Origin of the sequence: Streptomyces sp. NPDC058000 (assembly GCF_042886435.1) — a bacterium.
Taxonomy (GTDB): domain Bacteria; phylum Actinomycetota; class Actinomycetes; order Streptomycetales; family Streptomycetaceae; genus Streptomyces.
The window spans coordinates 53,781-78,010 of record NZ_JBHVQS010000035.1 but is presented as its reverse complement, the minus strand read 5'-3'; the positions used below and the strand labels follow the sequence as shown (position 1 = coordinate 78,010).

Below are 24,230 nucleotides of genomic sequence, written 5' to 3'. Positions count from 1 at the left end.
TCTTCCGAGGGGCGCGGCATTTACCGGTTCGCGTGGCGGTGGGAAGCGGCCGCTCGGACACAGGAGACTTGGGAACACTGGTCCCGTTGGGTACCAGCTGGCACCAGGCAGGGCACTGCGACGTAGTGAAGGAGACATCGGTGGCGGGCGAGTCCCCCGACAAGTCGGACAAGAAGTCGGGCAAGGAGCAGTCGTCGGGGGAGACGGCGCGCACCGAACGGGACCCGCGGCTGACGATCCTCCGCGAGGAGCGGGGGGATCGGAACGGCGCGGCGACGTCGGGGAAGTCAGAGCAGTCGGGGAAGTCAGGGAAGTCGGAGAAGAGCTCCGGGGGCGGGGCGAAGAAGGCGCCCGACGCGGAGACTTCCGAGGAGAAGACTTCCGACGAGAAGGCTTCTGGCGAGAAGGCTTCTGGCGGGGAGAAGGCGTCCGGTAAGAGTCCGTCTGGTGCGGCGGAGTCCGACGCGTCGTCCGAGGTGGACGAGGCGAAGCCCGCCGAGGAGCCTGCCGAGGAGCCCGGGAAGGCGGCTGAGGCGGCTCAGGAGGCCGCGCAGGGCGACGCCGAGGGGGCGGGGGAGGCCAAGGGGGGCGCGGGCCGCCTGAAGGCCGATGCGCCCGCGGACGCGAAGGCTGCGCCCGCCGAGGAGAAGGCTCAGGCCGAGCCCGACGAGACGGCCACGTCCGAGGAGAAGGCCGCGCCTGCCGAGAAGGCTGCGTCCGAGGCGTCCGGGGAGAAGGGCGCGGCGGCCGAGAAGGCTGCCGAGGGTGCGTCCGCGAAGGCGTCCGAGAAGGACTCTGCGAAGGGCTCTGCGAAGGGGGCCGGGGCGGACTCCGTGGACGCGGATGACTCGGGGGACGAGGACGAGGGCAAGCGCGTCGATCAGGCGACCGCGGTCTTCAAAACGGTTGAGCCGAAGAAGCTCAGTGCGCGGAAGGGCACCGGCGAGAGCGCGGAGGAGGCACCGGCCGATGACGCGACGCGGGTGTTTGCCGTAGCGAAGACCGGGAAGTCCAAGGCGTCCGGCAAGGGGGCCGCGGAACGTCCAGCCGACCAGCCGACCGCCGTCTTCAAGCTCGGTAAGGACGCCGGTAAGGACGCCGGTACTGACACCGGCAAGGGCGCCGGTAAGGACGCGGACGCCGAGGCTGCGGATGCCAAGGCTGATGGTGCCGAGGGTGCCGATGCGAAGGCCAAGGGCGTTGCCGACGCGGATGAGCGGGACGCCGAGCGGACCAGTCAGTTCGTGGCGCTGAAGTCGTCGGACGACGGTTCGGCGGAGCGGTCGATCGGCAAGACCGCGCCCAAGGCCCCGCTCCGCAAGCCCGGCAGCACCCCGGACGACCAGGAGCAGGAAGAGGAAAAGGGCCCGAAGGGCGAGGGGCAGGAGAAGGAGAAGGGGGCGGCCTCCGGCGGGAAGGGCGCGGAGCCGGACGACGCTAAGGGCAAGACCTCGGGCAGCGCGCTGGAGAAGGCCCCCGAGAAGGCCCCAGGCAAGGCCCCCGGCGCGATGCCGCCCGTCGCGTCGCCCACGGCGGACGGGAAGTCCGAGACCGGTGCGGCCCCGGCCGCCGCCGGTGCCTCGGCCGCGCCCGGCACGTCCGCTGCCGAGGCCGAATCCGAGCGGACCCGGCAGGAACCGTTGCCGCCGCTCGACCTGCTGGCGAAGCTCACCAACACCCCGCCGCCGCCCGAGACCACGGTCCGCGTCGTCGTCCGGCGGTTCAAGATCTGGACTCCGCTGGTGGTGCTGCTGGCGATCATCTTCGCGGTCGTCCAGGCAGTGCGGCCGCTGCCCGACCCGTCCCTGACCCTCGGCGACGCCAAGTCGTCGTACACCTTCGAGGGCGGCAACCTCTCCATCCCGTGGCCCGAGAAGGGGCAGGCGGCGGTGAAGGTCGTCGGTTCCGGCGCCCTGGGGACGTTCGGCGAGGAGAAGCCGGTCCCGACCGCGAGCGTCGCCAAGATCATGACGGCCTACGTGATCCTCAAGGACCATCCCCTGAAGGGCAAGGACGACAAGGGCCCGCAGATCGAGGTCGATGCCAAGACGGTGGCGGAGGGCGGTTCCGAGAGCGAGTCGCGCATCGAGGGGCTGAAGACCGGTCAGAAGTTCAGCGAGCAGGACATGCTCAAGATGCTGATGATCCCGTCCGGCAACAACATCGCCCGGCTGCTGGCCCGTTGGGACACCCAGTCCGACTCCGAGGCCGCGTTCGTCAAGAAGATGAACGACGCCGCCAAGGACCTCGGCATGAAGAACACGACCTACACCGACCCCAGCGGCCTGGACGCCAAGACCGTCAGCACTGCGGTCGACCAGCTCAAACTGGCCGAGGCGGTCATGAAGTTCGACGCCTTCCGGCCGATAGTCGCCCTGCCCAACGCCGACATTCCGGGTCTGCCGACGCGGATCAACAACAACAACGACCGTCTGATCGTGGCCGGACTGAGCGTCAAGGGCATCAAGACCGGCTCCAGTTCGGCGGCCGGCGGCACGCTGTCGTGGGCGGCGTACAAGACGGTGGACGGCAAGGACGTGCTGATCCTGGGCACGATGATGGACCAGCACTTCAACGGTCTGGACCCCAACGGCTCCAACAGCCTGACGATGGTCCAGAACAACAGCAAGAAGGTGATCGAGACGGTGCGCAACGCCCTGACCTCGGCCACCGCTGTGAAGAAGGGCCAGGTCGTGGGCTACGTGGATGACGGCCTGGGCGGCCAGACCCCGGTCGTGGCCACCAAGGACCTGAAGGCGATCGGCGTCCCCGGCCAGAAGCTGGCACTCCAGGTCGGCGACGGCGGCAAGGTCGCACCGCACGAGGCGACGGCCGGGACCGTGGTCGGCGAGTTGATCGTCGGCAGCGGGGCCGAGGCCCAACGGGTGCCGGTGGCCCTCCAGAAGGACCTCGCCAAGCCCTCCTTCGGCGCGAGGCTGATCCGACTCGGCTGAGATGGCGGCCGGACGGCCGGGCGGATGTCCCCCATCCCCCGGCCGTCCGGCCGTTTTCCGTCCGCCCCGCGGCCGGCCGGCCGCGCCGCCCCCGATGTGACCGGAGCCCGCCATCGACGCGTCGCAAGCGCCGCCGCCGCACCAGCCGCAGCCGCACCAGGCACCCCGGGCGCTCTCGTCATCCGCCGGGGCCGGGGCGGCCACCGTCTCCCCGGCGTACCCGACGTACCCGCACGCCGCTCCCTTCGCCGCCGTCCGCCGCGCCTGGGCCATACGGAGCGCGGTGGTGCTGGTGCCCACGGGGCTGATGTTGTTCTTGGGTGCGTGGGGGATCCGCCGTCAGGACGCCATCTGGCGGGACGAGGCGGTCACGTACGACATGGCGCACCGCAGCCTGCCCGACCTGGGGGCGACGCTGCTGCACGCCGACGTCGTGCACGGCCTGTACTACGCGCTGATGCACTGCTGGTTCGCCGTCTACGACGCCACCCTCGACGCCACCCTCGGCGCGGTGATCGGCCTGCGGCTGCCGTCGGTCGTGGCCATGACGGCCGCCGCGGCCGGGGTGGCCCTGCTGGGGCAGCGCCTGGTCGGGCCGCGCGCCGGGCTGTGCGCGGGGCTGACCTTCGCGCTGATCCCGGTCGTCCAGCAGTACGCGCAGGAGGGCCGCTCGTACGCGATGGTCTGCGCCCTGGTCGTCTGGGCGTCGTACCTGCTGGTGCTGGCCGCCCGCCCGTCGCCCGACCTTCCCCGAGCTCTCCACTCCTCCCCCACTCTCAACTCCGTTCGAGCGGGGGGACCCCCAGGCGCAGGGGAGACCCCGATCCCCTCAACGGCGCCTCCCCCAGACTCCGTCCGGGGGGACCCCCATCGCGGCGGCACCTCCCGCTCCCGGTCGCGCCGCGCGCTGTGGTGGGGCTACACCACGCTGCTGCTCCTGGCCTGTCTGCTGCACGAGTTCGCGTCGCTGGCGCTGCCCGCACACGGCGCCGCCGTGGTCCTGGCCCGGCTGCCCCGCCGGGTCCGACGGGCCTGGCTGCTGGCCGCCGGCACCGTGCTCGCCGCCCTCGCCCCGATCGCCGTCTTCAGCACCCGCCAGTCGGCCCAGATCAGTTGGCTGATGTGGCCGGACCCGCTCCAGCTCCTGACGTTCGCGGTGCTGGCCGTCCTCGGCGTCCTCTGCGCCCGCGTTCCGGTGCGGTCCCGCGGCCCGATCGGTCTGCGGGCCCTCGGCATCCCGCTGCTCCTCCTCCCCACGGTCCTGCTGCTGCTCCTCTCGAACGTCGAGCCCGCCTACGTGGACCGCTACGTCCTCTACTACGTCGTCGGATTCGCGCTGGTCGCGGGCGCCGCGTCGGCCCGGCTGCTGCGGCCGGCCGGCGCCGCGGGCCAGACCCGCGGCCGGCGACTGCGGCGGCTGGCGGCGGTGGCGCTGGTCCTGGTCGCGCTGCTCCCGGTGGACGTCCACCTGCGCAGTCCGGACAGTCGGGTCGACGACGTCACCGCGGTCGCCCAGGCCGTCCGGCAGCTGTCCGAGCCGGGCGACGGGCTGCTCTTCACGCCGTCCCGCCGCCGGATCTGGCGGGCGACCCGGCCGCACGACTTCCGCGGACTGCACGACCTCGCCCTGGACAAGAGCCCGGTGGCGTCCCACACCCTCTACGGGACGGAGCGCTCCGGCGACGAGATCCGCGACCGGATGCTGGCCAGTCGCCGCATCGTGGTCGCCGGGGACCCGGCCGGGCAGCCGGCCGACGCCAGTGACCAGGAGATCGCCAAGCGGGCCACGCTGCGCTCCGCGTTCGCGGTCTGCCGCAGCACCGAGGTGCGTGGAGCGCGGATCACGCTCTACGTGCGGGTCGGCGGTCCGGACGGCGGCGGCCGCTGCTGAGTGCGGGACCGAGCCGGTGGGGAGCCGCGGTGGGCCGGTTCGCCGCCGCCGTCACACCAGCCCCGCCGCCTGCTCGTCGAACCCCAGCAGCTCCCGTAGCGCGGTCGTGCCCTCCGGGGTGAGGCGGACCGCCCGCCCGGTCCCGATCCGGCGGATCCAGTGCCGCTCCAGCAGCCCGTCGCAGAGCCGGGCACCGGCCGTGCCGGCGAGGTGCTGCCGGCGTTCGGTCCAGTCCAGACAGCCCCGGGCCGGCGGGCGGCGGCCACCGCGCAGGGTGTCGGACGGGATCCCGAGGGCGTCCGCGAACCACTCCCGGCCGGTGTCGGTGAGCGCGAAACCGCCGTCCTGGTCCAGTAGGCCGCGCGTGGTCATGGCATCGGTGAGGGCGACGCCGAGCCGGCCGGCCAGGTGGTCGTAACAGGTGCGGCCGCGGGCCAGTGCCGCCGAGGCGTTGACCGCCCGCAGTCCGCGCGGCGCCGCGGCCGGCGGGTCCAGGTGCGCGGTCACCGATTCCAGCAGTTCGGCGACGCGCGGTCCGGCGAGCTGGACGTAGCGGTGCCGGCCCTGCCGCCGTTCGACGAGCAGCCCGCCGTCGATCAGCCGGGACAGGTGCTCGCTGGTGGTGGAGGGCGCCACCCGCGCGTACGCGGCGAGTTCGCCGGCCGTCCAGGCCCGCCCGTCGAGCAGCGCCAGGCAGAACGCGGCCCGGGTGCGGTCGGCCAGCAGCGCGGCCAGCTGGGCCAGCTCCTGGCTGTAGTCGGGGGCCGGTACGGGGCGCGCGGGGGCGGCTGCCCCGGCCCCGGCCCCGTCCCGGGCGTCCGTTCGCGCCCGTGCCGGTGGGCCGGCTCCGGGCCGTTTTGGTGTCCGCTTCGGCGACGTCATACGTCCATTGTCCGCAGCGACACTTCGGCCACCACCGACACGTCACCGCCTTACGGTGCCCGCATGACCACCGATACGCGCAACCTCGCGGGCACCGGCAACGGCGCGGGCACCGGCGACGGCGGGGGCAGGGGCCCGCGTGCGGCCGTCGCGCCGGGGCTCGCCCCGCACCTCGCCGCCTTCCACGCGCTCCACCACGATCCGGGCCACCCGCTCCTGCTCCCCAACGCCTGGGACAGCGCCTCGGCCCTCGCCCTCGCCGACGCCGGACACCCGGCGATCGGCACGACCAGCCTGGGCGTCGCGGCCGCGTACGGCTGTCCGGACGGTCAGGGCCACCCCGAGGCCCGCGACGCCACGCTGGCCCTGGCCCGCCGGCTCGCGGGCCGGCTGCGCTGCCCGTACACCGTCGACATCGAGGGCGGCTACGGCGGCGACCCCGAACAGGTCGCCGCTCTGGCAGCCGAGTTGACGGATTGCGGCGCGGCGGGGATCAACCTGGAGGACGGGCTCCCCGGCGGCGGAGGGCTCCAAGACCCCACCCGTCAGGCCGAGTTGATCCGCGCGGTGAAGGAGCGCGCACCGGACCTCTTCCTCAACGCCCGGATCGACACGCACTGGCTGGTGGACACCCCGCCGCCCCTGTCGGCGGCCCTCGCCCGGGCCGAGACCTACGTGGCCGCCGGCGCGGACGGCGTCTTCGTGCCGGGCGTCACCGCCGAAGCGGAGCTCGCGGTGCTCGTCGGCGGCATCGCCGCGCCCCTGAACGTCCTGTTCGCCCCCGGCCGGCACACCGTCCGCCACCTGGCCGAACTCGGCGTCCGCCGCATCAGCACCGGCTCACTGCTGTTCCGTACGGCCCTGGGGGCGGCCTGCGCGGCGGCGGACGCGCTCCGCACGAGCGGCGCTCGGCCCACCGAGGCCGGCGGAGCGGCCCCGACGCCCGCGAACGGCCCGGTGGACGGCTCCGGGGGCGCACCGGCGTACGACTTCGGAGGCGCGCCGGTATACGACTTCGGAGCGGCGCTGGCTTACGAGGAGGTGCAGCGCCTCACTGGGGGGAGGGGGTGACTGGGGCGACCGACCACGGCAAGCAGCGCGGCCATGACCAGGTGGTACCGGCCGACGCGGGCCAGGCACGCGCCCCGGCCAGGACGCCGTGGTCCAGTCCAGAATCAGGGCATGGACGTCCCCAAGCTACTGGAAGCGGCTTCCCTGCTGGTTCCGGCAGAGACCGCCACCGAGAACGACATCACGGTCGACGACATCTGGGAGTACCTCGCTCACGACGAGTGGGAGGTGGCTCTCGGGCTCCTGGAGGAACTCGGCGACGTCCACCCGCTTCCGCTCGTCTTCTGGGAGACCCTCGCAAGGGCCGCCGAGCAGATGCAGCTTGAGCGGAGCACGGCCTGGTGCCGTTGGCGCTGCTACGAAACCCGCAACGGGATCGTCCGCGCCGACCTCACCCTCCGAACAGCCGGCGAGAGCCGCCGGCAGACCGCCTTCTCCGGAGCCGGCGTTCTGCGGCCGATGTGGAACATCGGAAATCGAACCCCCACCGGCGAACCGGCGCTCGACATCGCGAGCCTCTGGGTGGAGTTCACACCCTTCCTGGGCCCCGGCGAGCGATCCTCGGTGCGACTCGCACCTCTCGACCCCGCGCAGTGGCGGCATCTTCGGCCCGGCCAAACGATCACCATGCACGAAGACCGGACCGTCGCTGGAACGGCTGTCGTCCTGGATGTTCAGGGGCCTGAGGCCGCGCCCACCACATAGAACTCGCCGTCCCTCGCTCCGACTGTTCGGTGCAGAGAAGGTCCGGCGCCTCGTGACGGCTGCCGGGGCCTAGCGGGGCCGGTGCGGCGCCTCGTGACGGCTGTCGGGACCGGTGCGGTGACTCGTGCCGTTAGCGGGACCGGGTTGGCTGGTTGGCCGGCTTGTGACGGCTACCGGGGCCTAGCGGGAACGGTTCGACGGCTCGTGGCGCCGCCGCTGCACCGCGACGCCCACTCCCAGCGCGCCCAGCGCGGCCGCGCCACCGATGAGGCCCGCCTTCGGCAGGTGCCCGGCCTTCTCCGCGAGACCGGCCAGTCCCTCGTCGGGGAGCACGATCGAGGTCCGGCTCTCCGTCGGCGCGGTGGAGTCGGCGGCGAATGCGGCGCCCGTGGGCAGCAGCATGACGGCCAGTGCACCGGTCACGACGGTGGCGGTGCGGATCACGGAGCGGCGCTGAGCACGCATGGGTACTCCTCGACGGGGGCGGCCGGCGGCCACCCTACGGATGCGGTACGTGTGAGCACGCTACGGAGGGTCCATAACGGCGATCCGTACGTTGTGTAACAGCCAGCCCCACCTCTCCGGTCAGTCCTGTGACGAAGTCCCGTGATGAAGCGGCCGGGCAGGCCACCGTGGGACGCCACCCGATGGCCCATTCGCCGCCGGAACGGTCGTCCCGAAGATTCCCCGACCCCGCACCTTGGGTAGCTTGGTCAGGCTATGTCCGCATTTCGTCCCCCGTGGAGCGCGCCGGTCGCCCGCCCTCGTACCCCGGCGCCCGTTCCCCGTGCCCTTGCCACACCCTTCGCGCTGGCCGCACCCCTCGTCCTCGTCGCGGTCCTCCCCCTGGCCCTCCTCGCCGGCTGCGCCAGCCCCGAGGGACTCAAGGACGAGGGCCGGGCGCGCCGCGTCAACGCACCGCTGGAGCTGTGGCCGCGGTATTCGCCCGCCCCGCTGCGCGAGAACGAGAACCCGGCCGCCCTCAAGCCGCTCCCCGCCCTCCCGCGCATCCCGAGCGGCAACATGGCCGACGCCGACCCGCTCACCGTCCTCGACGCGGACTTCACCGCGTCCGGCGGCACCCCGCCCAAGCCCGGTTCCGTGCGTCGCCCGGAGCTGCACGACCTCACCGACGACGGTAAGCCCGACCTGATCGCGGTCGTCGACCTCGACGACCGCACCAGCGAACTGCGCGTCTACACCGTCCGGAAGACGGTGGTCACCCGGGTCCTCGCGCTGCGCGCCGTACTGGCCGGTGTGGAGCTCGCCGCCGGTCACCTCGCGATCCGCGAACCCACCAAGGACCCGCGCTACGTCAGCGTCACCGACTACGTCTGGGACGGCCACTCGATGGGCCTGTGGGACCTCACCCTCGACCTGGCCCGCAAACCCAAACCGAAACCCCAACCAGCCTCGCCGGCCCCCGGCCCAGCGGGGAATCCCCCGTGAGGCGCCCCCGCCCGGCGCTCTCCCTCCGCTGGAAGATCTCGCTGACCGTGGCGGCGGTGTGCTGCGCGGTCGCCGCCGTCCTCGGGGTGCTCGTGCACAACGCGGTGGCCCGCCAGACCGTCGGCCAGGTCCGCAAGGAGACCCACGCGGACCTGGACACCGCACTGGACCTCTTCGAGTACGGCACCTCGCGCGAAGGCATCAACTCCGTCCTCGATCCGCCCGAACTGCCCGACGCGCTACGGCAGTTGGTGCGCAAGGGGCGGCGCGGCAGCATGGTCGGCAGTTATCGCGGCCGGCCCGTCATGTGGGCGGCGGCGCCCGCCGACGACCAGATCATGGCCGTCTGGTCGCCCTACGGGAACACCCGCTGGACCCTGGACAAGTTCGACACCGCGATCCTCGGTTCGGCCGTCCTCGCCGCCGCGGCCGTCGCCACGGCCGGCCTCTTCCTGGCCCGGCACATCAGCCGCCGACTGACCACCACGGCGGCCGTCGCCCGCCGGATCAGCGCCGGCGACCTGGACGCCAGAGTCGACGAAACAGCAGGTCAGCGCCCACGCGGTGGACGGGCGGCGCAGGACGAGGTGGCCGCGGTGGCGTCCGCCCTGGACTCCATGGCCGCCACCCTCCAGAGTCGTCTCCAGGCGGAACAGCGCTTCACCGCCGATGTCGCCCACGAACTGCGCACCCCGCTCACCGGCATCCTCGCCTCCGCCGCGCTCCTCCCGGAGGGCCGCCCCAAGGAGATGATCAACGATCGGCTGCGCGCCCTGCACCGGCTCACCGAGGACCTGCTGGAGATCTCCCGACTGGACTCCGGCACCGAGCACGCGGACCTCGCCGCCTACGAACTCGGCCCGCTGGTCCTGCGCTCCGTCCGCGCCACCGGCCTCGACGCCGATGTGCGGATCCACGCCGACCCGGTCGTCGAAACGGACCGGCGCCGCCTGGACCGCATCCTCGCCAATCTCGTCCTCAACGCCCACCGGCACGGCCGGCCGCCGGTCACGGTCACCGTCGACGCCCCGCCCGGCGGCACCCCGACGATCGTCGTCCGCGACCACGGCCCCGGCTATCCCGCCGAGCTGCTCCACCACGGTCCGCAGCGCTTCCGCACCGACGCCCCGGGCCGGGGCCGGGGCCACGGACTCGGCCTGACCATCGCCGTCGGACAGGCCGCCGTCCTCGGCATCGACCTCCACTTCGGCAACGCCCCCGACGGCGGCGCCCGCGCCGTCCTGACCTTCCCGCCGCATCCCCCGCCGGGGACCGGCCCCACGCCGTAACGGTGCCGCGCCGGCCGCGCCGGTCTCGCCGCGCGGCGCCAGGCCAGGCGGGCCCGGCCGCGTCAGACCAGCCGCGTCAGACCAGCCGCATCAGGCCCGCCGCGTCACGCCGTGCGCAGATGCCTCACCACGTTGATTCCTACGCCTCACCACGTTGACGTCTCACCACGCTGATGCCGACGCCTCACCAATCGATGTCGTCCGGCGGTTCCGGCAGCACCTCGTCCTCCTCGAACACCGCTGTCGGGGCCGCCACGGCTGCCGTCGCCTTCGCCACTCCGGCCGCCTCCACTCCGGCCGTTCCTGCCCCTGCTGCGCTTGCCGCTCCTGCTGGTCCCGCCGCTCCGGCTGTTCCTGCCGCCCCCGCCTCTGCCGTTGCGGCCGGCCCCGGAGTCCCGGCCGAGGTTCCCCCTCCGGTCAGCACCTCCAGAATCTGCTCCCCGTACTTGGCGAGCTTGTTCTCCCCCACTCCGCTGATGGCGCCCAGCTCGGTGATGCCCGTCGGGCACGCCACCGCGATCTCCCGCAGCGTCGCGTCGTGGAAGATCACATACGCGGGAACGCCCTGCTCCTTGGCCGTACTGCCGCGCCAGCCGCGCAGCGCCTCGAAGACCGGCAGCGCCTCCTCCGGCAGATCCACCGGCGCCCGCTTGCCCTTGCTCTTCGCCTTGGCCGCCCGCGCCGGCTTCTCCGGCTCCCGCCGCATCGCCACCTGGCGCTGCCCGCGCAGCACCTCGCCGCTGATCTCGGTGAGCACCAGCGTCCCGTAGTCCCCCTCCACGGCCAGCAGTCCCTGGGCGAGCAACTGCCGCACCACGCCGCGCCATTCGGCCTCGCGCAGATCCGCCCCGATCCCGAAGACGCTCAGCGCATCGTGGTCGAACTGAATGACCTTGGCGGTCTTCCGGCCCAGCAGGATGTCGATGATCTGCCCCGCCCCGAACTTCTGGCCCCGCTCGCGCTTCAGCCGCACGATCGTCGACAGCAGCTTCTGCGCCGGCACCGTCCCGTCCCAGGTCTGCGGCGGTGTGAGGCAGGTGTCGCAGTTGCCGCACGGGCCGCTCTCCTGGTCGAAGTACGCCAGCAGCTGGATGCGCCGGCACTCCACCGTCTCGCACAGCGCCAGCATCGCGTCCAGGTGGGCGGAGAGCCGGCGCCGGTGTGCGTCGTCCCCCTCCGACCCCTCGATCATCTTCCGCTGCTGCACCACGTCCTGCAGTCCGTACGCCAGCCAGGCCGTGGACGGCTGGCCGTCCCGCCCCGCGCGGCCGGTCTCCTGGTAGTACCCCTCCACCGACTTCGGCAGGTCCAGGTGGGCCACGAACCGCACGTCGGGCTTGTCGATGCCCATCCCGAACGCGACGGTGGCGACCACGACCAGGCCGTCCTCGCGCAGGAACCGCGCCTGGTTCTCCGCGCGCACGCGGGCGTCCAGCCCCGCGTGGTAGGGCACCGCGGCGATCCCGTTGTCCACCAGGAACTGTGCGGTCTTCTCCACCGAGGCGCGGGACAGGCAGTACACGATCCCGGCGTCCCCGACGTGCTCGCTGCGCAGCAGCTCCAGCAACTGCCGCTTGGGCTCGCTCTTCGCCGCGATCCGGTACTGGATGTTGGGCCGGTCGAAGCTCGCCACGAAGTGCCGGGCCTCGTCCATCCGCAGCCGGGACGTGATCTCGGTGTGCGTCGCCTTCGTCGCCGTCGCGGTCAGGGCGATCCGCGGCACGTCCGGCCAGCGGTCGTGCAGCATCGACAGCATGAGGTAGTCCGGCCGGAAGTCGTGGCCCCACTGCGCCACGCAGTGCGCCTCGTCGATGGCGAAGAGCGCGATCTTCCCCCGGTCCAGCAGCTGCACCGTCTGCTCGACCCGCAGCCGCTCCGGCGCCAGGTACAGCAGGTCCAGCTCGCCGGCCAGGAACTCGGCCTCGACCAGCCGCCGCTCCTCAAGATCCTGCGTCGAATTGAGGAACCCGGCCCGCACCCCCAGCGCCCGCAACGCATCGACCTGGTCCTGCATCAACGCGATCAGCGGCGAGACGACCACCCCGACGCCCGGCCGCACCAAGGAGGGGATCTGATAGCAGAGCGACTTCCCCCCGCCCGTGGGCATCAGGACGACGGCGTCCCCGCCGCCGATCACCTGCTCGATGATCTCCTGTTGATCCCCGCGGAACGCGTCGTACCCGAACACCCGGCGCAGCGTCTGCACCGCCTCGCCCGCACCCGGGGCACCTGCCACGTCCACATCCACGTCGACTTCCACGCCCACGACCACTCCCACGTCCGCCGGAACCACCCCGAAAGCGTACGAGCTCCGACGCACTCGCCGTCGACCCTGTGGATAACTCCACCCGCGGGTGGCGCACCCCGAGCAGTAACCGCTGGTCAGGGCAAGAACGACTCAGCCGACATCCCGCTTGCACCCTCCGGTCGCCGGATGCCGGGATGCCGGGATGCCGGGACGTAGGGGTGTCGGGGTCACGCATACGCCCGCAGCTCCCGCCGGATCGCTACCGAAAAGATCCGGGCAGGCCGAACGGATGGGACACCGTCGCCCATCTGCCGGGTGGGGCTCGACACTGCTAAGTAGTGCTGTTTTCCCTGGTCAGCAGCATGCGGCTACGTACTCGATCCGGCGCATAACGCCCCGTGCCGGACGGTTCGCGCACGCATCGCTCGCGCATCGCGCACGCACAAAGCCCGCGCCGTGGAGGGTAAAGGGTGCAGCTGGCGGCCAGGCCGGCCCTCTCAGGCGGGCGATGACGCGGACGCCTCGGCACCAAGGGCCAACCCCAACACGCCCCCCAACTGTGTTGGTGGGGCGCTGGGCTGTGTGCAGTGGCGTTCGCCCGCGTTCGCGGGCGGCTTGCCTACGGGAAGGGCCCGGCACACGGTCTCGACTGAACGACGGTGAACGGGGCTGAATGCGGTGAGGACTGCGGCGGGGAACTGAGGCGGGGACTGGGGGTCGGCCGCACTCCTCACCGCAGCACCGGAGACGGCCCGCGGCCAGCTGTCGGAACCACCGCACTCATGGGAGCTAAGCGGCCTTGGGGCGCGTGGCACGCATGTTCGAGGCGGGCCCCTGCGCATCCTCGTGCAGGAAGGTCTCGTCTTCCCCGAAGTCCGGGGCCTGGAAGGGGTTTGTCGTCGGAGGCGGCGATGCTGCAGTGGCGCGGCGGGGTGGCCCTTCCGGGGCGGAGAACAGCGATGTCAGATCGATGAGAGGTCTTCCTTTCGTTACAGGCCCCTGAAGGGGCCTGGCGTGCCGTGACCGGGCACAGCGGTCCTACAGCTTGGTCATCTTGGCGTACGGGCTCAAGATCCGCATTCGCGACGAGCCGAAATCCACGAGCGCCGCGATTCCCTCTTCGATGCCGATTACTCGACCGAGGCCGTACATGTCGTGTGTGACCTGGTCGCCCACGGTGAAGTGCTTGGGGGCAGGCGCAACCGGGACCTTGAAGGGGCTGGTAGGCAAATGACGCTTAGGTGCAGCAGGCTTTGTCATCGCCCCCAGTATGCGCCTACGTGTCTCCCGTTGGCTGTGGCCGTCCACACTCGCTGCTCGGCACCGACCCGGACGGCAACGACGGCTTTGGCGGCGAAGCCAGGGAATCATGCCACGAGGGCGGTGCCCCGCGCCCGGGTTTACGGCCGCCTCACGAGTCTCGTTGCCCCAGGTCAGCAGCGCTCGTCGTGGATGGCCGGGAGGTGTACGAGGACGCCCCCAAGACCGACGCCGGCGCCCGAACCATCGCTCTCGACTCCGACACGGTCCGTGCCCTACGGCGGCACCACGTTCAGCAGGACAAGGACCGGTGCGAAGTGGGGGAGCGCCGGGGGGGGGGAGAGGCCGGGCGGGTCCTCACCTGCAAGAACGGTGAACTGCTCCCTCCCGCCACCGCCAACGTCACTCGGCGGTTCATCGAGCTGTACGAGGAATCCTGCCCGGATCCCGTGACGGATGGTGCTAATTCGTCCGACGGAAAACCGGAGCCGGGGACCCGTTCGTGTGCGCACCGCTCACGCACCGCGCACGCAAACGGCCCCGGACGAGGAGTCCGAGGCCGGATAGAACGCCTCCCTGGGGGATAAACCCCAGGTCAGCGCTTGATGCAGGGTGCCCCCGGGCAGATTCGAACTGCCGACACCCGCTTTAGGAGAGCGGTGCTCTATCCCCTGAGCTACGGAGGCGGGTGGATCGAAGTGATCCGATCCGGCGATAAGCGTAGCGGATGGTGGGTCGGGGCCGGGTGGGTGTCGGGGTGGGGCGTGCCGGTGTGGTGGGTTAGGCCAGGTGCCAGCTGAGGGTGCCGTCGGTGGCGGTGAGGGCGGCGAGCAGGAGCAGGTCGGCGGCGCCGAGGGCGAGGCCCAGGAGGGCGCGGCCGCGGCGGGTGGTGCCGCGGGTGAGGGCGAGGGTGCCGAGGACCAGTGCGCAGGGACCCAGGACGACGTTGAGGACCAGGGTGCCCACGAGGCCGAGGATGAACGAGGCGATGGCCATGCCGTCGGCCTGGGAGGAGCGGGCGGCGGAGGGCCGCTTCGCTGCGGGCGCGGTGGTGGCGGTCGTTGCCGGGGCGGTGGTGAGGGTGGTCATCGGGGGGTCCCCTCGGTGTGGTGGCGGCGTTCGCGCAGGTAGAAGACGAGTAGCCAGGCGGTGATGACCGCGGCGGCGATGAGGGTGACCGGGACGGGGAGGTGCGCCGCGGTGCCCAGCGCGATCCCCATCAGGAGGAGGGCTGCGACGAGGAAGAGCATGGTCTGCCTTTCCGGGGCCGGTTCCGGTGGGGGGAGGCCCGGTGCGGGGTTCCGCGGTGGAGCCGGCCGTATGGGTTTGAGAGGACAGTTGTTCACTGACTTCTTCAGTGTACGACCGGGGGAGAGTGGATTGGTTCGGAGAACGGTTGTTTACTGGATGACATGAGTCACAGTGTGGGTGGAGTCCGCCAGGCGCAGAAGCAGAAGACCCGTCAGGCGCTGCTGGACGCGGCGCTCGGGCTGCTGGAGGAGCAGAGCCTGAGCAGCCTGGGGTTGCGTGAGGTGACGCGGGTGGTGGGCATCGCCCCGACCGCGTTCTACCGGCACTTCCGGGATCTGGGGGAGTTGGGCGTCGCGCTCGTCGAGGAGGCGCTGGGCAGCCTGCATGTGATGGTGCGCGCGATCCTCGCCGAACAGGATGCGGCGGAGGAGCGGATAGACCGTACGGTCGCGGTCGTTGAGCGGCACGTACGCGAACACCCCGCGCACGTACGGTTCGTGGCCCGTGAGCGGCGTGGTGGGGTGCGGGCCGTGCGGTATGCCATCGCGGGGGAGCTGGACCGGTTCGCGGAGGAGGTCGCCGAGGCGCTCAAGACCCAGCCGGTGTCGGAGGGTTGGCGGGATGAGGACGTGCGGATGCTGGCCGAGTTGTACGTCGACCGGCTGGTGACGACCGCTGCGGAACTGCTCGACGCCGTGGAAGAAGGGGGCGAGCGGGCGGCCGAGCGGGTGGTGTGGCGCGCGCGGCGGCAGTTGCGGCTGATCAGCATCGGGCGGCGGCACTGGCGGGAGGAGGGAGGGGTTTTTGGGGAGTGAGGGGCGTCAGGGGGTTCTGGGGTGGGCGGGGGTGGTGCGGACGCGGTAGGTGCCGTCGGTGTTCTCGGTGAGGACGGTGATGGTGACGCCGCTCGTGTGGTCGGTGTAGGTCTCGCCGGGGCGGAAGGTGGCGTCCGTCAGGTCCGCGTCGACGTAGTGGGCGTCGGTGTAGCAGCCGCGGCTGTGCGGGGTGGCGTCGACGACCTGGACGGGGGCGCGGCCCGTGGGGACGTCGGTGGCCACGTGGTAGACGAGGACGCCGGGGCGGCAGACGATCGGGTCCAGGAGGCCGCTGGCGCGAGCCTCGACGACGAAGGCGGTGTGCGGACCCGTCGGGATGACGACGATCTTGGTGCCGCCGGGGGTGGAGATCGGGGTGAGGACGTGCTCGGTGGGCGTCCCGCCGGGCGGCGTGCAGTGCACCTGGCCGGGGGCGAGCCAGCCCATCTTCCACTTGTGCCAGCCGAGGAAGTCGTTGGTCGGCCCCCAGTCCTCGTCCATGGGGTCCCAGTGGCCCACCGGGGTCGAATCGCTCCGGTCGTCCGTGTAGTAGAGGTCGGGGAGGCCGAAGGAGTGCGCGTTCTCGTGGTTGAGGACCCGGAAGGCGCTCAGGCCGGTCTGCCGGCTCCAGATGAAGGAGACGTTCTGGAACGGCGCCCCGCGGCCGCTCTTCAGGCCCAGGTCGGCACCGCTGAAGGTGACCGACAGGACCGTGTGGGTGGCGGGCGGCCCCGCGTTCGGGGACGTGATGACGTTGACGATGTCGTAGTCGCGGAGGTCCACGAACGGGTCCACGGCGTGCACGAGCTCCCGGGAGAGGGCGTGGTAGCCGCCGTCCGAGGCCGGGTCGAAGCTCGCGCCGCGGGTGATGCCGTACGCCGCCAAGGGGTGTGACATGCGGATCCAGCGGAAGAGGGGCTTGGGGACGTAGGAGAGCCGTCCGTAGGAGCTGGTGCGGAAGTAGTCGGTCACGGCCGGGAAGAACTCGGCGAAGCGGGCCATGGGCGAGAGCTCGGCGGGAGCGTCCGGGAAGTCCACGAAGAGGGTGAGGGCCCGCACGGTGCCGACGGCGCGGGCGAAGCCGGCGGGGGTGGGGGCGGATTCCGCGACGTCGTCGCTGATGCCGCGGAGGGCGCACGGGCCGCTGGGGGGTGCGCCGGGAGGGACGGCGGCGGGGGCGCCGGGGGGTGGTGGCGCGGGCTTGATGCCGAGAGGTGGTGGTGCGGGGGGCTTGGGGGGCTTGGGAGGCGCAGGTGGTGTGGCGTGAGGGGTGGGGACGAGAGGTGGGGCGGCGGTGGCGTCGGGGGGTGCGGTCAGGGCGAAGGCGGCGGCCGCGCAGGTGGCGGTTGCGGCCAGGGCGACGCAGATCTTGTGCGTCAGGGCACGCATGGGGCTGCCCCGGTCTTGCCGGTGCCGGCGGTGGCGGTAGCGGTGGTGGCGGTGATGCCGGTGGTGGCGGTGTCAGCGCTGGTGCCGGTACTGGTGGCGGTGCGGTGCTTGCCGGTCGTTCTGTCGTGCGGGCCGGTGACCGTGGGGTGCGGGCCGGGGTGTGGCCGGGCCTTCCGGGTCATCGGGCGGGTGCCTTCTGCCTCATGGTGTTCAGCCTGCGGCGGGGGATGGTCGCTCGCGCGTGGGGGTGCGTCAAATGGAGGGGTGGTGTGGTGCGGAGGGATGGCGGCCGCACGTTGTCGGCTTGCGTCTGGTGTCGCACGGGGGTGGCGTTCGCCGCGGCGGTCGTGCGTTGTCGGCTCTTCCGCCGGGGGGTGCGGGGGAGCGCTGTGGTGGTCTTGCCGATCTCGGGCGGGAGGGGGCGGGCGTGGCCGTGTCCCACGTCACACCACGGGTGGGAAATATCCGGGGAGCTGGTCCCCGTTTAGTTGGGTGTTGGGTGAAGCGGGGAGTGGTTCCCCGGTTCCGTGGGTGTGGTGAGTGCGAAGGGAGTGTGCCGACGTGACCGGAGTGGAGCGGGTGACGAGTGTGGTGAAGAGTGTGCAGCCGCGGCTGCGGGCCGATGCGGTGCGCAACCGGGAGCGGATCATCGCGGCCGCGCGGGAGACGATGGTCGAATTCGGGGCCGAGGTGCCGTTCGATGAAATCGCTCGACGCGCGGGTGTCGGTAATGCGACGCTCTACCGTCACTTCGCGGATCGCCGGGAGTTGATCCACCACGTCACGCTTTCCGTCATGTCCCGTATCGCGGACCGCGCGGAGCGCGCCCTCGCCGAAGAGCCAGATGCCTTTGAAGCGCTGAGGCGTTTCGTCCACGATGCGGTGGAGGAGCAGATCGGGGCGCTGTGCCCCTTGCTTTCCGACGCTGCCGACCCGGCCCATCCCGATCTGCTCGCGGCGCGCGAGCGCCTGGACGCGGCCGTCGAGGCCGCCATGGGTGCCGCACGCGACAGCGGCCAACTGCGTGCCGACATCGCCGTCGGTGACCTGATGGTCGCGCTCACTCAGCTCACGCGCCCGTTGCCGGGGTGGGGGTCCCCCCGGATGAAGTCCGGGGGAAGCTGTATCGACTTCGACAAGTTCGTGCACCGGCATCTACAGCTGTTCCTGGACGGTCTGCGGGCCCCCGGCTGGTCCGAACTGCCCGGTTCCGCCATCACGTTGGAGGACCTGCGGCACCGCTGTTCGTGAGCCGCGGCGGCGCGTGAGGGGCGGGGCGGGGTCGTCCGGCCCGGCGCGCCTCGCGTCCTCGGAGTTCTCCTTGTTCTCCTTTTTCTCCTTCGAGGTGTTTTCTTCGGGGCGCCCCGTATGGGTGCCTGGTTTTTGATTCCCGTCCGTATGCGTCCCGCTCCTCTTCCCTGCCCCACTCCTCTTCTTCTTCTCCTCTTCTCTGCTCTTCTCTTCCCTGTTCCGCTCTGCCTCTCCGTCCCGCGCTTTCTCCTCCGTTCCGCTCCCCTTCTTCGCTCCGTTCTTCTTCTCCGTTCTCTTACGCACCACTAGGTGGACCTCGTCATGCCTGAAACCGCCCCGTCCGTCGATTCGCAGCGCTGGAAAGCGCTGATATTCATCGCCCTCGCGCAATTGATGGTCGTCCTCGACTCGACGATCGTGAACATCGCGCTGCCCTCCGCCCAGAAGGACCTGGGGATCAGCGACGCCAACCGGCAGTGGGTCATCACGGCCTACGCGCTGGCCTTCGGCGGACTGCTGCTCTTCGGCGGGCGGATCGCCGACCTGTGGGGCCGGCGCCGGACCTTCATCATCGGCCTCATCGGCTTCGCGGTGGCCTCCGCGCTCGGCGGGGCCGCGGTCAACGAAGGGATGCTGCTGGGCGCCCGGGCGCTCCAGGGCGTCTTCGGTGCGCTGCTCGCGCCCTCCGCGCTGTCGCTGTTGGCGGTGACCTTCACGGAGGCCCGGGAGCGTGCCAAGGCGTTCGGCATCTTCGGTGCGATCGCCGGTGGCGGTGGCGCGGTCGGGCTGATCCTCGGCGGTGTGCTGACCGAGTACATGAACTGGCGCTGGACGTTCTTCGTCAACATTCCGTTCGCCGCGATCGCCGCGACCGGTGCGGTGCTGGTCATCCGCGAGCCCGCGGAGGGCCGCAACTCCTCCCGGCTGGACGTGCCCGGCGTGATCCTGGCGACGCTCGGCCTGGTCTCGCTGGTCTACGGGTTCACCCGGGCCGAGTCCGACGGTTGGCTGGCCGGTGTGACGCTGGGCCTGTTCGCCGCGGCGGCCGTGCTGCTGCTGACGTTCGTCCTGGTCGAGTCGAAGGTGGCGGCGCCGCTGCTGCCGCTGCGGGTGGTCGCCGACCGGAACCGCGCGGGTGTCTACGCGTCGCTGGGCCTGGCCGTGATCGGGATGTTCGGTCTCTTCCTGTTCCTGACCTACTACCTACAGATCGTGAAGGGGTACACGCCGGTGATGACCGGTCTGGCCTTCCTTCCGATGGTCGCGGGCATGATCACCGGCTCGACGCAGATCGGCGCCCGGCTGATGACCCGGGTGCGGCCGAGGCTGCTGATGGCGCCCGGCTTCACGGTCGCCGCGCTCGGCATGCTCGTGCTGACCCAGATCGACCTGACCACGTCCTACCCGGCGCTGATCCTGCCCGGCTTCATCCTGATGGGCCTGGGGATGGGTACGGCGTTCATGCCGGCCATGTCGCTGGCCACGCACGGGGTCCAGCCGCGGGACGCCGGTGTCGCCTCCGCGATGGTCAACACCTCGCAGCAGGTCGGTGGCGCGATCGGTACCGCCCTGCTGAACACCATTGCGGCCAGCGCCACCACCGCGTACGCCACCTCGCACGCGGCCGGCGCGCGCTCGGCGGACCTGCTCAAGCTCCAGTCGATGGTGCACGGCTACACCTCCGCCATCTGGTGGGCGGTGGGCATCCTGGCCCTGGCGGCGGTGATCGCGTTCACCTTGATCAACACCGGGCGGCCGGGCGGCGGTTCGCCGGTGGCCTCGTCGGACGGCGGTGCGGGGGCGGACGCCGGTGCCGGCACCGAGGACGCGGCGCAGGTTCCGGTGTTGGTGCACTGAGGCCCTAACGGCGGGCAGTGACAGAGGGGGCGCAGCGGCCGGTGTGGCCGCGGCGCCCCCTTGCTTCCTCTTGCCTTCTCTTGCCTTCTCCATGACGCGAAACCACCCGAAGGCGTGGCGCTGCGTCGACCTCCCTTGGCCCCGCTGAAGGGTCAGCGGAGCCAGGGGAGGTCGGCGCCCTGCGGCTGGAGGCCGTCGGCGATCACGCAGCAGATCTCGTCGAGTTGGCCGATCTGCTCCGGGGTGAGGCGGTCGAAGATCGCGGCCCGGACCGCGTTGACGTGTCCGGGCGCGGCCTTCTCCAGGATCCGCAGCCCCTCGTCCGTGAGGTAGGCGTTCTGGCCCCGCTTGTCGGACGGGCAGTTCTCGCGCCGGACCCAGCCGTTCTTCTCCAGGCGGGCGACGGCGTGGGAGAGGCGGGAGCGGGTGATCTTGGCGTTCTGGGCCAGCTCGGTCATTCGCATCCGGCGCCGCGGCGCGCGGGAGAGTTGGACGAGCAGGCCGTAATAGACGTGCGGCATCCCGGCGTCACGCTGAAGCTGGCGGTCGAGGTGGTCCTCCAGGAGCGTGGTGGCGTGGAGGTATGCCTGCCAGGCGTGCTGCTCCTCGTCGTCGAGCCAGCGCGGCTCGGTCGCGGGTTCGTTGCTCATGCCATCCACTCTCTCACCGCCCCGCGAATTATTGAATATTTAACAATAGCGCTTCGGCTGAGAATGGCCCTTCCGGTCGGGGTGGCCGGTGGGGGTAGTTGGTCGGTGTGGTCGGCCGGTGTGGCCGATCGGGGTGGCCGATCGGGGTGGTCCCGGTGTCGGCGGGCGTTCGGTGTGCGGGGGATCCGGACGCGGGGGATCCGGGTCTGGCATAGGCGCGTGCCACGCGGGGTGGCGGGCATCGTCGCGCGGCATCGGTTAACGCCAGTGTGACGCCGTAACACCGCTATGTCGGTAATGTCGACACCATTTCTCGGTCAGATCGCGCTTCGACCGGATCGTGGTTCGGTCGGGTCGCGCTTCGGCCAGATCGTGCTTCGGTAGATCGTTGTTCGGTCGGATCGGGCTGTCGTTGTCGCGATGTCCGGCGTGATCAGTCCTCGCCCGGCGTGATCAGGTCCAGGGAGCGGAGCGCGGCCAGCAGCGCGCGGTCGTCGCCGACCGCGGTCCAGGAGGCGACGTCGAGAGCGGTGTCGGTCAGCTTGATCGCGTGCGCGTCGCCGTGCGCGGCGGCCCGCTCGAAGACCTCCTCCGGGCTGAGCGGTCCGGCCTTGAGGGCCGGCAGTGGCTCGTCGGGGCTGTAGACGGAGGTGAGCGCGGCGCTCGCCGTCCAGGCCGCCCCGAGCGAGGCCACCCACAGCTCGCGGGGGAGCACCGGGAGGGTGCGCAGGATGGCGTTGGGTGCGGTGGCCGCGTGGACCAGCAGGACCCCGTTGCCGTGGCCGTAGTCGAGGTAGCGGTGGGTGGCGGCCCGCACCAGCGCGGCCAGCTGGTCGCGGGCGTCGTCGGGGTCCTGCGGCGCGCGCAGCGACTCGGCGGCGGCCAGCCAGCCCGCTGTGCCGGGGAGCTGGGCCAGTCCGTCGATGACCGACGCCTGCTGGTCGGCGACGTGCGGGAGGGCGGCCAGCGCGTCGTCGGGGGCGGTGGTGCCGCTCGGCCGTACGGAGACCGGCAGGGTGGTGTGACGGGCCGCCCAGTAGCCGATGGCGTGCGCCAACTCGGCGATCCGCGGCTCCTCTTCGCCCTGTTCCAGAAGGGTGCGCACGGCGTGGCCGACGCGGATCACCGGGTGGGTGGCGGCGCCCGCGATACCGGGTAGCAGCCGGGGCCACCACTCGGCGAGCACCTCGCGCCAGGGGCGTTCGGCGACCTGGCGGGTCAGGTACGCGGTCCAGTCGGTGACCCGGCGCGGATCGCCCAGCGCCTCCTGCCAGTTGGTGTCGGTGATCGTGGTCCGCGTGCTCGGCACGTCCTCCAGTTGGGTGGCGTAGACGTCGAGCCAGCGGTGGACGGTACGCGCCTGGCCGTGCCGGATCAGGGCCTCAACGGCCATCGGGCCGTGGTTGCTGAGGAACCCGTTGAACTCGGGGCCGGTGGCGTGGAGGCGTTCCAGGGCCTCGTCGAGTGTCCCGCTCGTCGTATCCATGGCCCGAGGCTAGGTCCGGGCTCCGGGGCGGGGTAACGGGCCGCGGACGGATCATCAACCGGCCTGCGGAACTACGGCATTGGTCTTACGACGGTTGGTGCGGGGGTGCGGGGGTGCGGCGGGCGGGGCGCTGCCGCGGGGCCGCGCGCCGGGCGTTGTCAGTGGCGGGTGGGACGCTGAAGTCATGCGGTGCGGTGGGGCGTTGGAGGTGGAGGTGAGGGTGCGGCACCGCCGTGTGGGCGTGGGCGTGGGACGGCCACGGGGTCGAGGGGTGCGGGCGAGGACGGGATCGGAAATCCGGACAGGGGGTGTCGGGTATGGGCGGGAGCCTGGATGACATGACGAGCGAGAACGGGCAACGGGTCGGGAGCGGGGCGACGAGCGGAGCGACGGGCGGGGGTGACGCGGTCGGCTGGGCGGCCGTGGAGGCGGCGGTGCCGGAGTTCGCCGCGGCGGTACGGGAGCGGTTCGGGCTGTACCGGCACCACGTCCTGGCCACGCTGCGCAAGGACGGTGCGCCGCGACTGACCGGACTGGAGGCGGACTTCCGCCACGGCGAGCTGTGGCTGGGCATGATGACGGGCTCGCGCAAGGCGCTGGACCTGCGGCGGGACCCCCGCTTCGGGCTGCACGTCAACCCCGGCGGCGGGACGGACCTGGCCGGGGGCGACATACGGGTCTCCGGGCGGGCGGTCGAGGTGACCGACCCCGGACTGAAGGCGCGGTACGCGGCGGAGGTGACGCCGCCGGAGCCGTTCCACCTCTTCCGGACGCTGCTGACGGAGGTGGTGCGGACGTCCGTCGAGGCGCCGTTCATACAGCTGGAGATCTGGCGGCCGGGCCGACCGCTGCGCACGATACGGCGGACGTCGGAGGACCCGGAGGTGCTGGAGGTACTGGAAGGTCCGGGGTCGCTGGGCGCTCCGGGGCTCGCGGAGGATCCGGGGCTCCCGTTCCCGGGCGCGTGAGGCTGACTGGGAGCTGGGAGCTGGGAGCTGGGAGCTGGGAGCTGGGAGCTGGGAGCTGGGAGCCGGGGCCGGGGGCCGAAGGTCGGTCGGCGGTTGGTGGTTGGTGGTTGATGGTTGGCGTGTGGATCAGTCGACGTTGCGGGTGCCAGCGCGGTCGTCGTCCGGTTCCAGGTGCCAGCTGATGATGCGGCGCGGATGGATGCGGATCACCTCGTTGCTGAAGAACTCGGGTGCCATCGGCGGGGCGTCGAGGGTGAGCAGTTCGGCGCGACCGCGGATCTCCACGCCGCGGCCCCAGCCGGGTGCGATCGGGTCGTCGGCCGGGGCCATGTCGTCGATGAGGAGGGAGACTTCGGGGCGGGCCTGCGCATTGCGGTACTTCTGGCTGCGGCTGAGTGCCGGCCCGCCGATGTCGAGGGTGTCGTCGTCGTTGAGGACGAAGCCGACCGGGCGCACCTGCGGCCCGCCGTTCGGGCCCGTGGTCGCCAGACGGGCCAGCGGTTGGTCGGCGAGGTAGGCGCGCTCCCTCGGGGTGAAGACCGGGCCGGTGGATGGGGACGGGGATGGGGACAGCGATGGGGATGGCGACGTATCGGCGGGCTCCGGTGCGTGCGCGGGGGCGGGGGGCCGGGAGGGGGTCGGGGTGGGTGCCATGGGGAGGACGCTAGAACCTCAAGTGCGGCTGAGGTCAAGGGGATTGGCATCTCCTGTGCGCTCCCACCGCTCCCGGAGTTGTCGAGGCTCCCGCTGCTCCCGCTGCTCCCGGAGTTCTCGAAGCTCCCGCTGCTCCCGGTGCGCTCGGCCTGCGGCCGTG

The 24,230-nt window shown here is 71.8% G+C and carries 21 protein-coding genes and 1 tRNA gene; 10 read left to right on the top strand and 12 right to left on the bottom strand.

The genetic code is table 11. From position 1 onward, the window contains the following. Nucleotides 1-140: 140 nt before the first annotated feature. The gene (locus ACFVT2_RS28175) at nt 141-2,954 is read left to right on the top strand and encodes a D-alanyl-D-alanine carboxypeptidase family protein (RefSeq protein ID WP_390022337.1); all 2,814 of its coding nucleotides are present in this window, start codon (nt 141-143) and stop codon (nt 2,952-2,954) included. A 283-nt stretch (nt 2,955-3,237) separates the two neighbouring features. After that, nucleotides 3,238-4,845 carry a hypothetical protein gene (locus ACFVT2_RS28170; RefSeq protein WP_390022336.1) on the top strand — a complete coding sequence of 536 codons (1,608 nt, stop codon included), beginning with the start codon at nt 3,238-3,240 and terminating at the stop codon, nt 4,843-4,845. A 51-nt stretch (nt 4,846-4,896) separates the two neighbouring features. Here ACFVT2_RS28170 and ACFVT2_RS28165 read toward each other — a convergent pair whose 3' ends face one another. Beyond that, a complete protein-coding gene (locus ACFVT2_RS28165; RefSeq protein ID WP_390022334.1) occupies nt 4,897-5,727 on the bottom strand; it encodes an ArsR/SmtB family transcription factor in 831 nt (276 codons plus the stop codon). A 63-nt stretch (nt 5,728-5,790) separates the two neighbouring features. Here ACFVT2_RS28165 and ACFVT2_RS28160 point away from each other — a divergent pair, with 63 nt between their 5' ends. Together ACFVT2_RS28160 and ACFVT2_RS28155 are read left to right on the top strand one after the other, a co-directional pair. Then, nucleotides 5,791-6,798 (top strand): isocitrate lyase/phosphoenolpyruvate mutase family protein, encoded by a 1,008-nt coding sequence (locus ACFVT2_RS28160; protein WP_390022332.1) that lies wholly within the window; start codon nt 5,791-5,793, stop codon nt 6,796-6,798. 111 nt (nt 6,799-6,909) lie between these two features. Continuing rightward, nucleotides 6,910-7,503 (top strand): hypothetical protein, encoded by a 594-nt coding sequence (locus tag ACFVT2_RS28155; protein WP_390022330.1) that lies wholly within the window; start codon nt 6,910-6,912, stop codon nt 7,501-7,503. A 180-nt stretch (nt 7,504-7,683) separates the two neighbouring features. On the opposite strand, the gene ACFVT2_RS28150 is transcribed toward ACFVT2_RS28155, so the two are convergent. After that, nucleotides 7,684-7,968: a hypothetical protein gene (locus ACFVT2_RS28150; protein WP_390022329.1), complete on the bottom strand. Its 285-nt coding sequence runs from the start codon at nt 7,966-7,968 to the stop codon at nt 7,684-7,686. Between the two features lie 255 nt (nt 7,969-8,223). Here ACFVT2_RS28150 and ACFVT2_RS28145 point away from each other — a divergent pair, with 255 nt between their 5' ends. Together ACFVT2_RS28145 and ACFVT2_RS28140 are read left to right on the top strand one after the other, a co-directional pair. Further along, entirely contained in the window at nt 8,224-8,952 is a 729-nt protein-coding gene (locus ACFVT2_RS28145; RefSeq protein ID WP_390022328.1) for a hypothetical protein, read from the top strand. Next, nucleotides 8,949-10,241, top strand: coding sequence for a sensor histidine kinase (locus tag ACFVT2_RS28140; RefSeq protein ID WP_390022327.1), 1,293 nt, complete (start codon nt 8,949-8,951; stop codon nt 10,239-10,241). Before ACFVT2_RS28145 ends, ACFVT2_RS28140 begins: the two co-directional genes overlap by 4 nt. 184 nt (nt 10,242-10,425) lie before the next feature. Here the strand turns inward: ACFVT2_RS28140 and recQ are convergent, their stop codons facing one another. The 5 genes from recQ to ACFVT2_RS28115 form a co-directional block, all read right to left on the bottom strand. Then, nucleotides 10,426-12,501, bottom strand: coding sequence for a DNA helicase RecQ (recQ, locus tag ACFVT2_RS28135; RefSeq protein ID WP_390022360.1), 2,076 nt, complete (start codon nt 12,499-12,501; stop codon nt 10,426-10,428). 1,026 nt (nt 12,502-13,527) lie between these two features. After that, entirely contained in the window at nt 13,528-13,749 is a 222-nt protein-coding gene (locus ACFVT2_RS28130) for a CarD family transcriptional regulator (protein ID WP_390022326.1), read from the bottom strand. 613 nt (nt 13,750-14,362) lie between these two features. Next, a tRNA-Arg gene (locus ACFVT2_RS28125) sits at nt 14,363-14,435 on the bottom strand. Between the two features lie 94 nt (nt 14,436-14,529). Beyond that, a complete protein-coding gene (locus tag ACFVT2_RS28120) occupies nt 14,530-14,838 on the bottom strand; it encodes a hypothetical protein (RefSeq protein WP_390022325.1) in 309 nt (102 codons plus the stop codon). Continuing rightward, nucleotides 14,835-14,999 carry a hypothetical protein gene (locus ACFVT2_RS28115; protein ID WP_390022324.1) on the bottom strand — a complete coding sequence of 55 codons (165 nt, stop codon included), beginning with the start codon at nt 14,997-14,999 and terminating at the stop codon, nt 14,835-14,837. The genes ACFVT2_RS28120 and ACFVT2_RS28115 overlap by 4 nt, the downstream gene beginning before the upstream one ends. Before the next feature lie 162 nt (nt 15,000-15,161). Between ACFVT2_RS28115 and ACFVT2_RS28110 the strand changes: the two genes are divergently transcribed. Beyond that, the gene (locus tag ACFVT2_RS28110) at nt 15,162-15,815 is read left to right on the top strand and encodes a TetR family transcriptional regulator (RefSeq protein WP_390022322.1); all 654 of its coding nucleotides are present in this window, start codon (nt 15,162-15,164) and stop codon (nt 15,813-15,815) included. A gap of 6 nt (nt 15,816-15,821) precedes the next feature. Here the strand turns inward: ACFVT2_RS28110 and ACFVT2_RS28105 are convergent, their stop codons facing one another. Beyond that, a complete protein-coding gene (locus tag ACFVT2_RS28105) occupies nt 15,822-17,204 on the bottom strand; it encodes a M6 family metalloprotease domain-containing protein (RefSeq protein WP_390022321.1) in 1,383 nt (460 codons plus the stop codon). After that, nucleotides 17,192-17,386, bottom strand: coding sequence for a hypothetical protein (locus ACFVT2_RS28100; RefSeq protein ID WP_390022319.1), 195 nt, complete (start codon nt 17,384-17,386; stop codon nt 17,192-17,194). The genes ACFVT2_RS28105 and ACFVT2_RS28100 overlap by 13 nt, the downstream gene beginning before the upstream one ends. A gap of 379 nt (nt 17,387-17,765) precedes the next feature. Here ACFVT2_RS28100 and ACFVT2_RS28095 point away from each other — a divergent pair, with 379 nt between their 5' ends. Both ACFVT2_RS28095 and ACFVT2_RS28090 read left to right on the top strand, forming a co-directional pair. Continuing rightward, on the top strand, nt 17,766-18,455 hold the full coding sequence (locus tag ACFVT2_RS28095) for a TetR/AcrR family transcriptional regulator (RefSeq protein WP_390022318.1): 690 nt from the start codon (nt 17,766-17,768) through the stop codon (nt 18,453-18,455). Nucleotides 18,456-18,776: 321 nt separating this feature from the next. Further along, nucleotides 18,777-20,312, top strand: a complete 1,536-nt coding sequence (locus ACFVT2_RS28090; RefSeq protein ID WP_390022316.1) for an MFS transporter — start codon at nt 18,777-18,779, stop codon at nt 20,310-20,312. Nucleotides 20,313-20,464: 152 nt separating this feature from the next. Here the strand turns inward: ACFVT2_RS28090 and ACFVT2_RS28085 are convergent, their stop codons facing one another. After that, nucleotides 20,465-20,962: a MarR family winged helix-turn-helix transcriptional regulator gene (locus ACFVT2_RS28085; RefSeq protein WP_100606698.1), complete on the bottom strand. Its 498-nt coding sequence runs from the start codon at nt 20,960-20,962 to the stop codon at nt 20,465-20,467. 433 nt (nt 20,963-21,395) lie between these two features. Then, entirely contained in the window at nt 21,396-22,448 is a 1,053-nt protein-coding gene (locus ACFVT2_RS28080; protein WP_390022314.1) for a questin oxidase family protein, read from the bottom strand. 422 nt (nt 22,449-22,870) lie between these two features. On the opposite strand from ACFVT2_RS28080, the gene ACFVT2_RS28075 reads away from it, so the two are divergent. Further along, on the top strand, nt 22,871-23,416 hold the full coding sequence (locus tag ACFVT2_RS28075) for a pyridoxamine 5'-phosphate oxidase family protein (protein ID WP_390022359.1): 546 nt from the start codon (nt 22,871-22,873) through the stop codon (nt 23,414-23,416). Between the two features lie 126 nt (nt 23,417-23,542). Here the strand turns inward: ACFVT2_RS28075 and ACFVT2_RS28070 are convergent, their stop codons facing one another. Continuing rightward, nucleotides 23,543-24,070 carry a PPOX class F420-dependent oxidoreductase gene (locus tag ACFVT2_RS28070; protein WP_390022313.1) on the bottom strand — a complete coding sequence of 176 codons (528 nt, stop codon included), beginning with the start codon at nt 24,068-24,070 and terminating at the stop codon, nt 23,543-23,545. Between the last annotated feature and the right edge of the window lie 160 nt (nt 24,071-24,230).

Bases quoted from the DNA above. Each gene is read 5' to 3' on its own strand.
- ACFVT2_RS28165 (WP_390022334.1), bottom strand. From the start codon at position 5,727: ATGACGTCGCCGAAGCGGACACCAAAACGGCCCGGAGCCGGCCCACCG.
- ACFVT2_RS28160 (WP_390022332.1), top strand. From the start codon at position 5,791: ATGACCACCGATACGCGCAACCTCGCGGGCACCGGCAACGGCGCGGGC.
- ACFVT2_RS28155 (WP_390022330.1), top strand. From the start codon at position 6,910: ATGGACGTCCCCAAGCTACTGGAAGCGGCTTCCCTGCTGGTTCCGGCA.
- ACFVT2_RS28150 (WP_390022329.1), bottom strand. From the start codon at position 7,968: ATGCGTGCTCAGCGCCGCTCCGTGATCCGCACCGCCACCGTCGTGACC.
- ACFVT2_RS28145 (WP_390022328.1), top strand. From the start codon at position 8,224: ATGTCCGCATTTCGTCCCCCGTGGAGCGCGCCGGTCGCCCGCCCTCGT.
- ACFVT2_RS28130 (WP_390022326.1), bottom strand. From the start codon at position 13,749: ATGACAAAGCCTGCTGCACCTAAGCGTCATTTGCCTACCAGCCCCTTC.
- ACFVT2_RS28120 (WP_390022325.1), bottom strand. From the start codon at position 14,838: ATGACCACCCTCACCACCGCCCCGGCAACGACCGCCACCACCGCGCCC.
- ACFVT2_RS28115 (WP_390022324.1), bottom strand. From the start codon at position 14,999: ATGCTCTTCCTCGTCGCAGCCCTCCTCCTGATGGGGATCGCGCTGGGC.
- ACFVT2_RS28110 (WP_390022322.1), top strand. From the start codon at position 15,162: ATGAGTCACAGTGTGGGTGGAGTCCGCCAGGCGCAGAAGCAGAAGACC.
- ACFVT2_RS28105 (WP_390022321.1), bottom strand. From the start codon at position 17,204: ATGCGTGCCCTGACGCACAAGATCTGCGTCGCCCTGGCCGCAACCGCC.
- ACFVT2_RS28100 (WP_390022319.1), bottom strand. From the start codon at position 17,386: ATGACCCGGAAGGCCCGGCCACACCCCGGCCCGCACCCCACGGTCACC.
- ACFVT2_RS28090 (WP_390022316.1), top strand. From the start codon at position 18,777: ATGCCTGAAACCGCCCCGTCCGTCGATTCGCAGCGCTGGAAAGCGCTG.
- ACFVT2_RS28085 (WP_100606698.1), bottom strand. From the start codon at position 20,962: ATGAGCAACGAACCCGCGACCGAGCCGCGCTGGCTCGACGACGAGGAG.
- ACFVT2_RS28080 (WP_390022314.1), bottom strand. From the start codon at position 22,448: ATGGATACGACGAGCGGGACACTCGACGAGGCCCTGGAACGCCTCCAC.
- ACFVT2_RS28070 (WP_390022313.1), bottom strand. From the start codon at position 24,070: ATGGCACCCACCCCGACCCCCTCCCGGCCCCCCGCCCCCGCGCACGCA.